12 protein-coding genes and 2 tRNA genes are annotated in these 14,895 nt (G+C 69.8%); 12 read left to right on the top strand and 2 right to left on the bottom strand.

Going from position 1 to position 14,895, the window contains the following annotated elements; all coding sequences use genetic code 11:
• The first annotated feature begins 162 nt into the window (after window positions 1-162).
• Window positions 163-357, top strand: coding sequence for a hypothetical protein (locus OIE12_RS11070; protein ID WP_051707867.1), 195 nt, complete (start codon window positions 163-165; stop codon window positions 355-357).
• 94 nt (window positions 358-451) lie between these two features.
• Here the strand turns inward: OIE12_RS11070 and OIE12_RS11065 are convergent.
• A tRNA-Gly gene (locus tag OIE12_RS11065) sits at window positions 452-525 on the bottom strand.
• A gap of 218 nt (window positions 526-743) precedes the next feature.
• Here OIE12_RS11065 and OIE12_RS11060 point away from each other — a divergent pair.
• The 5 genes from OIE12_RS11060 (at window position 744) to clpX (ending at window position 5,957) form a co-directional block, all read left to right on the top strand.
• Window positions 744-820, top strand: a tRNA-Pro gene (locus tag OIE12_RS11060).
• A gap of 232 nt (window positions 821-1,052) precedes the next feature.
• On the top strand, window positions 1,053-2,456 hold the full coding sequence (tig, locus tag OIE12_RS11055) for a trigger factor (RefSeq protein WP_329134242.1): 1,404 nt from the start codon (window positions 1,053-1,055) through the stop codon (window positions 2,454-2,456).
• A gap of 582 nt (window positions 2,457-3,038) precedes the next feature.
• A complete protein-coding gene (locus OIE12_RS11050; protein ID WP_006137351.1) occupies window positions 3,039-3,659 on the top strand; it encodes an ATP-dependent Clp protease proteolytic subunit in 621 nt (206 codons plus the stop codon).
• Between the two features lie 111 nt (window positions 3,660-3,770).
• Window positions 3,771-4,469 (top strand): ATP-dependent Clp protease proteolytic subunit, encoded by a 699-nt coding sequence (locus OIE12_RS11045; protein WP_329134239.1) that lies wholly within the window; start codon window positions 3,771-3,773, stop codon window positions 4,467-4,469.
• A 201-nt stretch (window positions 4,470-4,670) separates the two neighbouring features.
• Window positions 4,671-5,957 (top strand): ATP-dependent Clp protease ATP-binding subunit ClpX, encoded by a 1,287-nt coding sequence (gene clpX, locus OIE12_RS11040; protein ID WP_030381734.1) that lies wholly within the window; start codon window positions 4,671-4,673, stop codon window positions 5,955-5,957.
• A gap of 73 nt (window positions 5,958-6,030) precedes the next feature.
• Here the strand turns inward: clpX and OIE12_RS11035 are convergent, their stop codons facing one another.
• Entirely contained in the window at window positions 6,031-6,996 is a 966-nt protein-coding gene (locus tag OIE12_RS11035) for a hypothetical protein (protein ID WP_329134237.1), read from the bottom strand.
• Between the two features lie 136 nt (window positions 6,997-7,132).
• Here OIE12_RS11035 and OIE12_RS11030 point away from each other — a divergent pair, with 136 nt between their 5' ends.
• The 6 genes from OIE12_RS11030 to mreC all read left to right on the top strand — a co-directional run bounded on the left by OIE12_RS11030 (window position 7,133) and on the right by mreC (window position 14,894).
• On the top strand, window positions 7,133-9,784 hold the full coding sequence (locus OIE12_RS11030; protein ID WP_329134235.1) for a valine--tRNA ligase: 2,652 nt from the start codon (window positions 7,133-7,135) through the stop codon (window positions 9,782-9,784).
• A gap of 204 nt (window positions 9,785-9,988) precedes the next feature.
• Window positions 9,989-11,506 carry a bifunctional tetrahydrofolate synthase/dihydrofolate synthase gene (folC, locus tag OIE12_RS11025; RefSeq protein WP_329134233.1) on the top strand — a complete coding sequence of 506 codons (1,518 nt, stop codon included), beginning with the start codon at window positions 9,989-9,991 and terminating at the stop codon, window positions 11,504-11,506.
• Window positions 11,507-11,511: 5 nt separating this feature from the next.
• Window positions 11,512-11,898: a DUF4233 domain-containing protein gene (locus tag OIE12_RS11020; protein ID WP_329134231.1), complete on the top strand. Its 387-nt coding sequence runs from the start codon at window positions 11,512-11,514 to the stop codon at window positions 11,896-11,898.
• 64 nt (window positions 11,899-11,962) lie between these two features.
• Window positions 11,963-12,376, top strand: a complete 414-nt coding sequence (gene ndk / locus OIE12_RS11015) for a nucleoside-diphosphate kinase (protein WP_329134229.1) — start codon at window positions 11,963-11,965, stop codon at window positions 12,374-12,376.
• Between the two features lie 326 nt (window positions 12,377-12,702).
• On the top strand, window positions 12,703-13,722 hold the full coding sequence (locus OIE12_RS11010; protein ID WP_030381728.1) for a rod shape-determining protein: 1,020 nt from the start codon (window positions 12,703-12,705) through the stop codon (window positions 13,720-13,722).
• 176 nt (window positions 13,723-13,898) lie between these two features.
• Entirely contained in the window at window positions 13,899-14,894 is a 996-nt protein-coding gene (mreC, locus tag OIE12_RS11005) for a rod shape-determining protein MreC (protein WP_329134227.1), read from the top strand.
• Window position 14,895: the final 1 nt, after the last annotated feature.

Here is a 14,895-nt window from a genome sequence, read left to right as displayed (position 1 = left end):
GCGCGCACCCCTCCCGTGCGCGTCTGGACGGACGGAAGTGCACGACGATGCCTCACGCGCCGCATACGGAGGGCCTGTTGGTGGCACGATGGTTCTGGCGGGGGCGCGCCGGGTTGGCGTCCCGGGCCGGTAGTGCGGGACCGACCGAGGGTGTGATCTGTTGTGGCCATTTCGCTGTCAGTGGTGCTGCTGTTGGCGATCATCCTGGTGGTGATGGTGCGAGGGGGCTCCATCAAGGCGGGCCCGGCCATCGTCGCCGTCCTCTTCGGCTTCTTCCTCGCCTCGACCGGCATGGCCCCGTCGATCAACCGCTTCATGAACTCGATAGCGGACATGATCAACTCGATCAGCTTCTGACCGCCGGACCGGCCGCGGACGGGCGCCGCACACGACGACGGCCCCCGTCCCGCCCCGCCCCTCGCAAGGGGCGGAACCGGTCCGGAGGCCGTACTGGAGCGGGCGACGGGAATCGAACCCGCGTAGCTAGTTTGGAAGACTAGGGCTCTACCATTGAGCTACGCCCGCACAGCGGACCGCAGGTCAGTGACCGCGGCACCGCACGCATCGTAGCGGGTCGCCCACCGACAAGGCCAACGCGGATTCCGCCGCACGCGGCGCGGAGCGACGGCGCCCACGCCCGCGGCACGGTGGCACGCACCCCCGTGCGACGACGGCGCGCGCCCCGCCGGAACAATGCGGTCGGCGCACCCCTGCTGGGCATGTACCCTACGTGTCGCACCAGACGGGGTGTGGCGCAGCTTGGTAGCGCGTCCGCTTTGGGAGCGGAAGGCCGTGGGTTCAAATCCCGCCACCCCGACCACCGGGCCGGCCCGCCCGTCACCTCTCCGGCAAGATCGCCTTTGGGCGCGTGAACAGCCTGCGGCTACTATGCAGAATGCGCGCCCGTGCGTCCGCACAGTCACGTCTTACCGGACGGACGGCTCGGCTGTCTCAAGGGCGCGAATCCGCTGAGGCCCTGCCCCGGTCGTTCCCGATCTCCGGCAGGCGCGCACAGCAGAACCCGAAGAAGTCAGCCACAAGGAGACCGAACCGTGAAGAGCGCCGTGGAGACCCTGAACCCGACCCGGGTTCGGCTCACTGTTGAGGTGCCCTTCGAGGAGCTCAAGGACAGCCTCGACGCGGCGTACAAGAAGATCAACCAGCAGGTCACGGTGAAGGGCTTCCGCAAGGGCAAGATCCCCGCCCGGGTCATCGACCAGCGGTTCGGCCGCGGTGCGGTCCTGGAGGAGGCCGTCAACGACGCGCTTCCCAAGTTCTACACCGACGCGGTCAACGAGGCCGAGCTGAACCCCCTGGGCCAGCCCGAGGTCGACATCAAGGAGCTGAAGGACAACGAGCTGCTGTCCTTCACCGCCGAGGTCGACGTCCGCCCGGCCCTCGAGATCCCGGACTACTCCGGCATCGAGGTCGAGGTCGACGCCATCGAGGTCACCGACGAGGACGTCGACAAGGCCGTGGAGGAGCTGCGCGAGCGCTTCGCCTCCACCTCCCCGGTCGAGCGCGCCGCCGAGGACGGTGACGTCGTCACCCTGGACCTCGAGGCCAAGGTCGACGGCGAGGTCCTCGAGGACGGCGTCGCCAAGGACGTCTCCTACACCATCGGCTCCGGCGAGCTGCTCGACGGCATCGACGACGCCGTGAAGGGCAAGTCCGCCGGCGAGGAGGCCACCTTCACCTCCGAGCTCAAGGGCGGCTCGGCGGCCGGCAAGGAGGCCGAGGTCACCGTCAAGGTGTCCCAGGTCGCCGCGCGCGAGCTGCCGGAGCTGGACGACGAGTTCGCCCAGCTCGCCTCCGAGTTCGACACGCTGGCGGAGCTGCGGGAGGACAGCCGCAAGCGGCTGGCCGACATGAAGGAGTACGACCAGGCCACGCAGGCCCAGGAGCGCGTGCTCGACAAGCTCCTGGAGCTCGTCGAGGTGCCCGTCCCCGAGAAGCTGCTCGAGGACGAGATCAACACCCGCAAGCACAACCTGGAGCACCACCAGCTCGGCCAGATGGGCCTCACCCTCGACAAGTACCTGGAGCTCCAGGAGAAGACCGCCGAGGAGTTCGAGACCGAGACCCGCGAGGCCGCGGTCAAGGGCATCAAGACGCAGTTCGTCCTCGACGAGCTGGTCAACAAGGAGAAGCTCAACGTCAACCAGGAGGAGCTCACCGAGCACCTGGTGCGGCGCGCGGCCGGCTCCGGCATGTCCCCCGACCAGTTCGCCCAGGCGGTCGTCGAGGGCGGCCAGGTCCCGATGCTGGTGGGCGAGGTCGCCCGCGGCAAGGCGCTGGCGGTCGTCGTCGAGGCGGCGACGGTCAAGGACACCAACGGTGAGGTCGTCGACCTCAGCGACGACGACGAAGAGGCTGCCGCCGGCTCCGAGGGCGAGACGGTGGCCGAAGCCGCCGCCGACGCCGAGGAGAAGGCCGAGGACTCCACGGAGTCCTGACCTCCCCCCGTACGTCCGGAACGGGCCCCGCGCGCGAGCACGGGGCCCGTTGCCGTTCCGGGGGAGCGCCGTGGGGTGTCCTGTGGCGCGGCCGACCGCGGACCGGTGGGGGCCGCTCGCGCAGTTCCCCGCGCCCCTTGAGGGCGCGGACCCGACCCGGAGGTCACAGGGAACTCTCGGCTCGTGGCAACGCCGCACGCTGCGACCGCCCTACCAAAGGGGCGCGGGGCTGTGTCGATATGCGGCTCCGCCGCGTGGGCGCGAGAAGCCCCACCGGCCCGCAGGCCGCCCCCTCCCGGCGGAGCCACGGCGAAAAGGACCCGGGACCGGGGCGGAGCCCCGCGGCGGGGCGGGCACCGCCGGGTGCCATCCCTACCGTGGGCCCACCACAATTCCCCGCCCCCAGCGGAGCGCATGCGCTCACAGCGAACACTCCCTTACGCGGGATTCCCCGGAGGGACCCGCGCGTTAGGGTCCATGAGTACGAGGGCAGGGGAGTCCCCGAACAGCGCCGGACGGCCCCACGCCCCGGCAGAACACGTGAGACGGCCCGGCGCCGTCGTAAGACGAGCAGGTGGATACGTGACGAATCTGATGCCCTCCGCCGCCGGCGAGCCCTCCATCGGTGGTGGCCTCGGCGACCAGGTCTACAACCGGCTGCTCGGCGAGCGGATCATCTTCCTCGGCCAGCCGGTCGACGACGACATTGCCAACAAGATCACCGCACAGTTGCTGCTCCTCGCCGCCGACCCGGAGAAGGACATCAACCTGTACATCAACAGCCCCGGCGGCTCGATCACGGCGGGCATGGCCATCTACGACACCATGCAGTTCATCAAGAACGACGTGGTCACCATCGCCATGGGCCTCGCCGCCTCGATGGGCCAGTTCCTGCTCAGCGCGGGTACGCCGGGCAAGCGCTTCGCCCTGCCGAACGCGGAGATCCTGATCCACCAGCCCTCCGCCGGACTGGCGGGCTCGGCCTCGGACATCAAGATCCACGCCGAGCGGCTGCTGCACACCAAGAAGCGCATGGCCGAGCTCACCTCGCACCACACCGGCCAGACGGTGGAGCAGATCACCCGCGACTCGGACCGCGACCGCTGGTTCGACGCGTACGAGGCCAAGGAGTACGGCCTCATCGACGACGTCATCACCCACGCCGCCAGCTTGCCGGGCGGCGGAGGCACCGGAGCGGCGTGAGCGCTCCCGTCCGCGCCCGCGCGCACGCCCCGCGTGCGTGACCGCGACAGCGCCCACGCGTACCGCCCCTGCCGACCGCCACAGCCCTTCTCAGGCCCCAGGAGACAACCCGTGAACGACTTCCCCGGCCGCGGCCTCTACGACCGCCTGCAGGCCCCGCAGGCCGCCCAGGCCGAGTACGCCGGCCCCCGCGCCGAGTCCCGCTACGTCATCCCGCGCTTCGTCGAGCGCACCTCGCAGGGCGTGCGCGAGTACGACCCGTACGCGAAGCTGTTCGAGGAGCGCGTGATCTTCCTCGGCGTGCAGATCGACGACGCCTCCGCCAACGACGTCATGGCGCAGCTGCTGTGCCTGGAGTCGATGGACCCCGACCGTGACATCTCGGTCTACATCAACAGCCCCGGCGGCTCCTTCACCGCCCTCACGGCCATCTACGACACGATGCAGTTCGTGAAGCCGGACATCCAGACGGTCTGCATGGGCCAGGCCGCCTCGGCCGCCGCCATCCTGCTGGCCGCCGGAACGCCCGGCAAGCGGATGGCGCTGCCCAACGCGCGCGTGCTGATCCACCAGCCCTACAGCGAGACCGGCCGCGGGCAGGTCTCGGACCTGGAGATCGCGGCCAACGAGATCCTCCGGATGCGCGCCCAGCTCGAAGAACTGCTGGCCAAGCACTCCACCACGCCGATCGAGAAGATCCGCGAGGACATCGAGCGCGACAAGATCCTCACGGCCGAGGAGTCCCTCTCCTACGGCCTGATCGACCAGATCATCTCGACCCGGAAGATGAACAACAACTCGGTCCGCTGAACCCGGACCTCCATCGGAGCTGTATCGTCTGCCGCCCCTTGGTTCGGTTCGACACGCCGCACGTCGGGCGCGCGTCGAAGTGAACCGTGCCAAGGGGGGCCCGAACGGGGGCCGCGGCAAGGTACCGTCGGACATAAGGCAGCACCAGGAGTCGCTGGACGTTGACGTCCAGGCGGCTCCCAGGCGAAGGGGAAGCACACCGTGGCACGCATCGGTGACGGCGGCGATCTGCTCAAGTGCTCGTTCTGCGGCAAGAGCCAGAAGCAGGTCAAGAAGCTCATCGCAGGCCCCGGTGTGTACATCTGCGACGAGTGCATCGATCTCTGCAACGAGATCATCGAGGAGGAGCTCGCCGAGTCCAGCGAGGTGCGCTGGGAGGAGCTCCCCAAGCCCCGCGAGATCTACGAGTTCCTCGAGGGGTACGTCGTCGGCCAGGAGCCGGCGAAGAAGGCACTCTCGGTCGCGGTGTACAACCACTACAAGCGCGTCCAGGCCGGGGAGAACGGCGGCGCGCAGGGCCGGGACGACGCGATCGAGCTGGCGAAGTCCAACATCCTGCTCCTCGGCCCCACCGGCTCCGGCAAGACCCTGCTGGCGCAGACGCTGGCCCGCATGCTCAACGTCCCCTTCGCCATCGCCGACGCCACGGCGCTGACGGAGGCCGGCTACGTCGGCGAGGACGTCGAGAACATCCTGCTCAAGCTGATCCAGGCGGCCGACTACGACGTCAAGAAGGCCGAGACCGGGATCATCTACATCGACGAGATCGACAAGGTCGCCCGCAAGAGCGAGAACCCGTCGATCACCCGGGACGTCTCCGGCGAGGGCGTGCAGCAGGCCCTGCTGAAGATCCTTGAGGGCACCACCGCCTCCGTCCCGCCGCAGGGCGGCCGCAAACACCCGCACCAGGAGTTCATCCAGATCGACACGACGAACGTGCTGTTCATCGTGGGGGGCGCGTTCGCGGGTCTGGAGAAGATCATCGAGTCCCGCGCGGGCGCCAAGGGCATCGGCTTCGGCGCCACCATCCGCTCCAAGCGGGAGCTGGAGTCCAAGGACCAGTTCCAGGACGTCATGCCCGAGGACCTGGTCAAGTTCGGCATGATCCCGGAGTTCATCGGCCGGCTCCCGGTCATCACCTCCGTGCACAACCTCGACCGCGAGGCCCTGCTGCAGATCCTCGTCGAGCCGCGCAACGCGCTGGTCAAGCAGTACCAGCGGCTGTTCGAACTCGACGGTGTGGAACTGGACTTCGAGCGCGAGGCACTGGAGGCCATCGCCGACCAGGCGATCCTGCGCCAGACCGGCGCGCGCGGTCTGCGCGCCATCATGGAGGAGGTCCTCCAGGGCGTGATGTACGAGATCCCGTCCCGCAAGGACGTGGCCCGTGTCGTCATCACCGCCGACGTCGTCCACTCCAACGTCAACCCGACGCTCATCCCGCGCGACGCCCGCGGACGCGGCCCGGGCGAGCAGAAGTCGGCCTGACCGCACACACGTGAAGGGGGCGCCCGGCGAATCCGCCGGGCGCCCCCTTTTTTTTCGAGTGGGTGCGCCTCCGTCAGGCCTTGACGCGTGCCTTGCCGCGCAGTTCGGTGCCGAACGCCGACACCTGGTCCTGCGGGATGCCGGCCCCCGTCTTCGAGGCGGTCAGGTCGAAGCCGTTGACGACGCCGTAGGTGCTGTGGTCAGCCCACACGCAGATCGGCATGTCCAGGCTCTGCGTGCCCTCCGTGATGTGCGCCGTCTGGCACTTCATCAGGGCCCCCTCCAGACCGCTCGGCTTCACGGTCGCCGGGCTGCCCTTCCAGGAGATCTTCTCCTTCTCGTCACTCGTGGACGAGGTCTTGTGGGCGTTGTCGAAGCCCGCGTCGATCGTCGCCTCCGGGTCCTTGATGTCCCCGTAGGCGCCGTTGAACGACATGATCTTGCCGCTGGTGCCGGGACCGGCGGTGTACGTCGCCTTGACGACGTGACCGTTCTCGATGCCGATCGTCTTCAGCTTCTCCGGGCTGCTGGTCCCGGTGGGGCCGCCGTCGTCGTCGGTCGTCAGACCGTCCGCCTTGGCGTAGTCGCCGACCGCGGCCGGCGCCACCAGCTTGTGCGGGCCGTCGTCGGCGACCGAGGCGCCGCCGCCGTCGTCCCCGCCGCTCACCACGAAGTACGCGCCCACCGCGATCGCCGCGACCACGGCCACCGCGCCGATGATCAGCCCCGTCTTCTTCTTTCCACCGCCCGGCGCCGCCGGCTGCGGCGGGTAGGGCTGCTGGCCGTAGCCGGGCTGCTGGCCGTACGGGGGCTGGCCGCCGTAACCCTGCGGCTGGCCGTACGGGTTCGGCTGCTGCGGCACGCCCTGCGGCTGCTGCGGATAGCCGTAACCGGGCTGGGGCGGGGTCTGGGGTGCCTGCGGCGGCTGCCCGTAGCCGGGCTGCGGGGCCTGCGGCGGCTGACCGTAGGGTCCCGGCTGACCGTACGGTCCGGGCTGCTGCGGCTGCCCGCCGTACGGGCCCGGCTGGTTGTGGCTCATCTCTGGGTTCCCCCTCGATTTCCTATGTGGCCCTGACATCCTGGCGGACGGGCCGTGCCGGAGGGACGGTGGGGGCCGCACCGTTACAGAACAAACGCGTTTCAGAACGCGGCCGTGACACCTCTAAACTGAGCGGGTGACCGAGAATGCTCAGCAGCAGCCCACAGCGCCCAGCACCGAACTGCCGACCCAGTACGCGCCGGCCGAGGTAGAGGGGCAGCTGTACGAGCGCTGGGTCGAGCGGGGTTACTTCGAGGCCGACGCCAAGAGCGAGAAGCCGCCGTACACCATCGTCATCCCGCCGCCGAACGTCACGGGCAGCCTGCACCTCGGGCACGCCTTCGAGCACACGCTCATCGACGCCCTGACCCGCCGCAAGCGCATGCAGGGCTACGAGACGCTGTGGCAGCCCGGCATGGACCACGCCGGCATCGCCACGCAGAACGTCGTCGAGCGCGAGCTGGGCAAGGAGGGCAAGTCCCGGCACGACCTGGGCCGGGAGGCCTTCGTCGAGCGCGTCTGGCAGTGGAAGGGCGAGTCCGGCGGCCAGATCAGCGGCCAGATGCGCCGCCTGGGAGACGGTGTCGCGTGGTCGCGTGAGCGGTTCACGATGGACGAGGGCCTGTCCCAGGCCGTCCAGACCATCTTCAAGCGGCTCTACGACGACGAGCTGATCTACCGCGCCGAGCGCATCATCAACTGGTGCCCGCGCTGCCTGACCGCGATCTCCGACATCGAGGTCGAGTACCAGGACGACGACGGCGAACTGGTCTCCATGAAGTACGGGGACGGAGACGAGACCATCGTCGTCGCCACCACCCGTGCCGAGACGATGCTCGGCGACACCGCCGTCGCCGTCCACCCCGAGGACGAGCGCTACAAGCACCTGGTCGGCAAGCAGATCAAGCTGCCGCTGACCGACCGCACCATCCCCGTCGTCGCCGACGCGCACGTCGACCCCGAGTTCGGCACCGGCGCCGTCAAGGTGACGCCCGCCCACGATCCGAACGACTTCGAGATCGGCCAGCGGCACGACTTGCCCTCCATCGCCGTGATGGACGAGCACGCCGTCATCACCGCCCACGGCCCCTTCCAGGGCCTGGACCGGCTCGAGGCCCGCTCCGCCATCGTCGCCGCGCTGCGCGCCGAAGGCCGGATCGTCGCCGAGAAGCGGCCCTACGTCCACTCCGTCGGCCACTGCTCGCGATGCAAGACCACCATCGAGCCGCGCCTGTCCATGCAGTGGTGGGTCAAGGTCGGTCCGCTGGCGAAGGCCGCCGGTGACGCCGTCCGCGACGGCAAGGTCACGATCCACCCGCAGGAGATGGAGAAGCGGTACTTCGACTGGGTCGACAACCTCCACGACTGGTGCATCTCGCGCCAGCTCTGGTGGGGCCACCGCATCCCCGTCTGGTACGGCCCCGAGGGCGAGGTCGTCTGCGTCGGCCCCGACGAGGAGCCGCCGAGCGGTGCGGGCTGGCACCAGGACCCCGACGTCCTGGACACCTGGTTCTCGTCCGGCCTGTGGCCGTTCTCCACGCTCGGCTGGCCCGAGCAGACCGAGTCGCTCGCGAAGTTCTACCCGAACTCCGTCCTGCTCACCGGCTACGACATCCTCTTCTTCTGGGTCGCCCGGATGATGATGTTCGGCCTCTACGCGATGGACGGCACCCCGCCGTTCCACACCATCGCCCTGCACGGCATGGTCCGTGACCAGAACGGCAAGAAGATGTCCAAGTCCTTCGGGAACGTGGTCAACCCGCTGGACTGGATGGACAAGTACGGCTCCGACGCGCTCCGCTTCACCCTCGCGCGCGGCGCCAACCCGGGCGTCGACGTCCCGATCGGCGAGGACTGGGTCCAGGGCTCCCGGAACTTCGCCAACAAGATCTGGAACGCCACGCGGTTCGCCCTGATGAACGGTGCGACGGTCGAGGGCCCGCTGCCGGACGCGTCGCAGATGTCGTCCACGGACCGGTGGATCCTCTCCCGCCTGAACTCGGTCGTCGCCGAGGTCGACGCGTACTACGAGGACTACCAGTTCGCGAAGCTCTCCGACGCCCTGTTCCACTTCGCCTGGGACGAGGTCTTCGACTGGTACGTCGAGCTGTCCAAGACGACGTTCCTGGGCGGCGGCGAGCCCGCGAAGGTCTCCGGACGGGTCCTCGGCGAGGTCCTCGACGTCACCCTGCGGCTGCTGCACCCGATCGTCCCGTTCGTCACCGAGACGCTCTGGACGACGCTCACCGGCGGCGAGTCGGTCGTCATCGCCGACTGGCCCTCCGCTGTGCTGGTTCCTGGCGCTGACGCGCCGGGCGGCTTCCGTGACGCCGGCGCCGAGCGGGAGATCGGGACGCTCCAGCAGGTCATCACCGAGGTCCGCCGCTTCCGCGCCGACCAGGGCCTGCAGCCCGGCCAGCGGGTCCCCGCCCGGCTGACCCTCGACGGTACGGCCCTCGCCCCGCACGAGGCCGCCATCCGCCAGCTGCTGCGCCTCACCCCGGAGGGCGACGCCTTCACCGCGACGGCGACGCTCCCGGTCGCCGGGGCGACGGTCGCCCTGGACCTCTCCGGCACGATCGACGTGGCCGCGGAGCGCAAGCGGCTCGCGAAGGACCTGACGGCGGCCGAGAAGGAGAAGGCACAGGCCACGGCCAAGCTGGGCAACGAGGCCTTCCTGGCCAAGGCCCCCGAACAGGTCGTCGACAAGATCCGCGGCCGCCTGTCGAAGGCGGAGGAGGACATCACCCGCCTCCGGACCCAGCTGGACAAGCTGCCGCAGGCGTGAGGTCCTGAAGGTCAAGCGCAGCGCCCGGTGCCTTGAAGGCTCCGGGGGCTGCGCGCCCTTCAGGGGCGCGGGGAACTGCGCGATCAACCACTACGCACCCGCACCCGCCATGACAACTCGCACCCCCCGAGCTGGAAGGCGCCCGAGCAAGGGGGACCGAGGGGCGCAGCCCCCAAGGGGCGAGCCCTCCGTAGACTGGTCGACGTGAGTGAGCTCCCGCCCGACAACAACGCCTCCGACGACTTCGACGGCGACTTCGACGACATCGTCGCCGCCGAGACGGACCGCGACCCCGACCTCGCCGTCATCGAGGCCGGCAGCCGCACCCTCCGTACCCAGGGCGGCCCGCCGGAGTCCGACATCCCCGCCCGCCCCGCCGACCCCGAGGCCGACAAGGCGCTGCGCGAGGTCGAGGCGGAGCTCGCCACCCGCTGGGGCGAGACCAAGCTGGAGCCCTCCGTCACCCGGATCGCCGCGCTGATGGACGTCCTGGGCGAGCCCCAGCGCTCGTACCCCTCGATCCACATCACCGGCACCAACGGCAAGACCACCACCGCCCGCATGATCGAGGCCCTCCTCGGCGCCTTCGAGCTGCGCACCGGCCGCTACACCAGCCCGCACGTGCAGTCGATCACCGAGCGGATCAGCCTGGACGGGGCGCCGATCTCCGCCGAGCGCTTCGTCGAGACGTACCGGGACATCAAGCCGTACGTCGAGATGGTCGACACCGCGCAGGAGTACCGCCTGTCGTTCTTCGAGGTGCTCACCGGCATGGCGTACGCGGCCTTCGCCGACGCGCCCGTGGACGTCGCCGTCGTCGAGGTCGGCATGGGCGGCACCTGGGACGCCACCAACGTCATCGACGGCGACGTCGCCGTCGTCACCCCCATCGACCTGGACCACACCGACCGCCTCGGTTCCACGCCCGGCGAGATCGCGGGGGAGAAGTCCGGGATCATCAAGCAGGACGCCTCGGTCATCATGGCCCAGCAGCCGGTGGACGCGGCCCAGGTGCTGCTGCGGAAGTCCGTCGAGGCGGATGCGACCGTGGCCCGCGAGGGGCTGGAGTTCGGCGTCGTCGCGCGGCAGGTCGCCGTCGGCGGACAGCTGATCACCCTGCGCGGGCTGGGCGGCGAGTACGGCGAGGTGTACCTCCCGCTGCACGGCGCCCACCAGGCGCACAACGCCTCCGTGGCGCTCGCCGCCGTCGAGGCCTTCTTCGGCGTCGGCGCCCAGCGCCCCGAGCCGCTGGACCTCGACACCGTCCGCAAGGCGTTCGCCGCGGTCTCCTCGCCGGGCCGCATGGAGGTCGTCCGCCGCTCCCCGACGGTCGTGCTCGACGCCGCCCACAACCCGGCCGGCGCCCGGGTCACCGCCGAGGCGGTGGGCGAGGCGTTCGACTTCAGCCGGCTCATCGGCGTGGTCGGCACCAGCGGCGACAAGGACGTACGCGGGGTGCTGGAGGCGTTCGAGCCGATCTTCGCGGAGGTCGTGGTCACGCAGAACTCCACCCACCGCGCGATGGACGCCGACGCGCTCGCCGCCCTCGCGGTCGAGGTCTTCGGCGAGGACCGGGTCCAGGTGGAGCCGAGCCTGCCGGACGCCCTGGAGGCGGCGATCACGCTCGCCGAGGAGGAGGGCGAGTTCGCCGGCGGCGGTGTCCTCGTCACCGGGTCCGTGTACACCGTCGGCGAGGCCCGACTGCTGCTGAAGAGGGGCTGACCGCCGTGCGCATGCTGTGTTCCTCGACCCTGCTGGGCGAGTTCTTCGTGATCGGCTTCGCCGGACTCGTCGCGATGAAGGACCCCGGCCTGTCCGTGGGGACGGTCTGGACGGTCAGCGGCATCGCCATGGTGCTGTGCCTGCTGCTGTGCGGGGTGCTCACCCGGCCCGGCGGCGTCCAGCTCGGCTGGGCGCTGCAGCTCGCGCTGATCGCCTCCGGGTTCTTCGTCCCCACGATGTTCTTCATGGGCGCGGTGTTCACCGCCCTGTGGTGGGCCTCGGTGCACTACGGCCGCAAGATCGACGAGGCGAAGGCCCGCTTCGCGGCCCTGCACGCGGAGCAGGGCGGGCAGAGCCAGGGCTCCGGCCCGGGAGACCTCGGTACTGCGTGATCCTTTCCCGGAGGGGCCCTGTACCCTCTGACCACTCACTCACCAGTTCCCAAGGAGTACCCCCGTGAGCCAGCGCACCCTTGTCCTCCTCAAGCCCGACGCCGTCCGTCGCGGGCTGACCGGCGAGATCATCAGCCGTATCGAGCGCAAGGCCGGCTGGAGCATCACCGCGCTGGAACTGCGCACCCTGGACCAGGAGACGCTGGAGCAGCACTACGGCGAGCACAAGGGCAAGCCGTTCTACGAGCCCCTCGTCGAGTTCATGGCCTCCGGTCCCGTCGTCGCCCTGGTCGTCGAGGGCGAGCGGGTCATCGAGGGGGTCCGGGCGCTGGCCGGCCCCACCGACCCGATCGCCGCCGCCCCCGGCTCCATCCGCGGCGACTACGGCGTCATCGTCCGCGAGAACCTGATCCACGCCTCGGACTCGGAGGACTCCGCCGAGCGCGAGCTGAAGATCTTCTTCCCCGGCCGCTTCTGACCCACCGGCCCGCGGCCCGACTCGCCGTACGACACCGCGCCTGACGCCACGTCAGCCGAACGGCCCAAGGACGCGGGGCGGCCGCCCCGGAAGTGGCCGTCCGTCCGCATATGCGTGCCGATCGGGGGAACGCGCACCCCCGAACGCCCCTCTCCACAAGCGGGGCGGCGCGTGATCTGCTGACAATGGCGGAGACCCTCGCACGGTGTTCGTGCAGGCGAGACTACGATGTAAGCCTTCACGTCACCGCACCCACTTCGCCGCCCCAACACGAGCCCTCACACGCTTCACTTGGGAAGGCCAGACGAATCCTGATGGGGAACTCAATGTCGTTCATCGGCCGTGACATGGCTGTCGACCTCGGGACCGCCAACACGCTGGTGTACGTCAGGGGTCGCGGAATCGTACTCAACGAACCGTCCGTCGTCGCGATCAACACCAACACCGGTGGCATCCTCGCGGTCGGTGCCGAAGCCAAGAAGATGATCGGGCGCACGCCGGGCAACATCGTCGCCGTGCGTCCGCTGAAGGACGGCGTGATCGCCGACTTCGAGATCACCGAGCGCATGCTCCGCTACTTCATTCTGAAGATCCACAAGCGGCGCTACCTCGCCCGTCCGCGCGTCGTCGTCTGCGTGCCCTCCGGGATCACCGGGGTCGAGCGCCGCGCGGTCATCGAGGCCTCCTCGCAGGCCGGCGCCCGCCAGGTGCACATCATCGAGGAGCCCATGGCGGCCGCCATCGGCTCCGGCCTGCCGGTCCACGAGGCCACGGGCAACATGGTGGTGGACATCGGCGGCGGCACCACGGAGGTCGCGGTCATCTCGCTCGGCGGCATCGTCACCGCCCAGTCCATCCGCGTCGCGGGTGACGAACTGGACAACGCGATCATCCAGCACGTCAAGAAGGAGTACTCGCTCCTCCTCGGCGAGCGGACGGCGGAACAGATCAAGATCACGATCGGTTCGGCGTACGACCTCGACTCCGACGAGCACACCGAGATCCGTGGCCGCGACCTGGTCTCCGGCCTGCCCAAGACCGTGGTCATCTCCGCGGCCGAGGTGCGCAAGGCCATCGAGGAACCGGTCAACGCCATCGTCGACGCGGTCAAGACGACCCTCGACAAGTGCCCGCCGGAACTCTCCGGCGACATCATGGACCGCGGGATCGTCCTCACCGGCGGCGGCGCCCTGCTGCGCGGCCTCGACGAACGGCTGCGCCGCGAGACGGGCATGCCGATCCACATCGCCGAGGACCCGCTGGACAGCGTCGCCCTCGGTTCCGGAAAGTGCGTCGAGGAGTTCGAGGCCCTCCAGCAGGTCCTCGACGCCCAGCCGCGCAGATGACGTAACGCTTCGATTCCGCCGTACGAGAAGCACCCCTCTCGTACGGCGGATCGCTGCTAGCGAGGCATAAGCTCCCCCACAACACCCGCAATGCACGCATTGCCCGCGCGCAACCCCCACCTCCGTTCCACCCCACCCCACCTCCCATTCCGACGAGGAAGGCACGGCCGCCGCACGTGAGGGACACAAAGGAGAGCCGGCTGCTCCTGGTGCTGCTGATCGCCATCGCGTTCGCACTGATCACGGTGGACATCCGGGGCGGTGAGGACTCCCCGGTCGACGGCGCCCGGCAGGCCGCCGCCACGGTGTTCGGGCCGATCGAGAACGGGGTGTCGACCGCCGTCGACCCCGTCGGCAACGCGATCGCCGCGGTCCGCGACTCCGGCGACCGGCACGACCGCATCGCCGAACTCGAGCGCGACAACGCCGCGTTGAAGGCGAAGCTCGGCAGCGACGCCCGCAACCGCAGCCGGCTCGCCCAGCTCGACAAGATGCTGCGCATCGCCGGCGAGGGCCAGTACGGCATCAAGGGCGCCCAGGTCATCGCCATAGGAGCGGCCCAGGGCTTCTCCTGGACCGTCACCATCGACATCGGCGCCGACGACGGCGTCAAGCGCGACATGACCGTCCTCAACGGCTCCGGACTCGTCGGCCGCGTCACCACCGTCGGCCCGCACTCCGCCACCGTGCTGCTCGCCAACGACCCCGACTTCACCGTCGGCACCCGTATGGAGGGCAGCGACGAACTCGGCTTCGCCTCCGGCCAGGGCGACCGCCCCTTCCGCGTCCAGCTCCTCAACGCCAAGGCGGACGTGAAGAAGGGCGACCGGCTCATCACCTTCGGCTCCCAGGCCGACAAGCCGTTCGTGCCCGGCGTCCCCGTCGGCAAGGTCCTCCGCGTCGACCCCTCCGGCGGCGACCTGACCCGCACCGTCTACGTCGAGCCCTTCGTCTCCTTCACCAAGCTCGACATCGTCGGCGTCGTCGTCGAGGCGCCCACGAAGGACCCGCGCGACACCGTGCTGCCGCCGAAGTCCAAGCCGAAGCCCACCCCGACCGTCACCGTCACCGTGACGCCCTCGGGCAACGCGCCCGCGGGCGACAACGCCGACGACACCACCGACGACAACACCGGCGCCGACGCCACCGCCGGTGCGCAGCCCACCCCGTAGG

It is taken from the genome of Streptomyces sp. NBC_00670, from assembly GCF_036226765.1.
Classification (GTDB): domain Bacteria; phylum Actinomycetota; class Actinomycetes; order Streptomycetales; family Streptomycetaceae; genus Streptomyces.
This window is presented reverse-complemented; position numbering and strand designations above follow the sequence as displayed.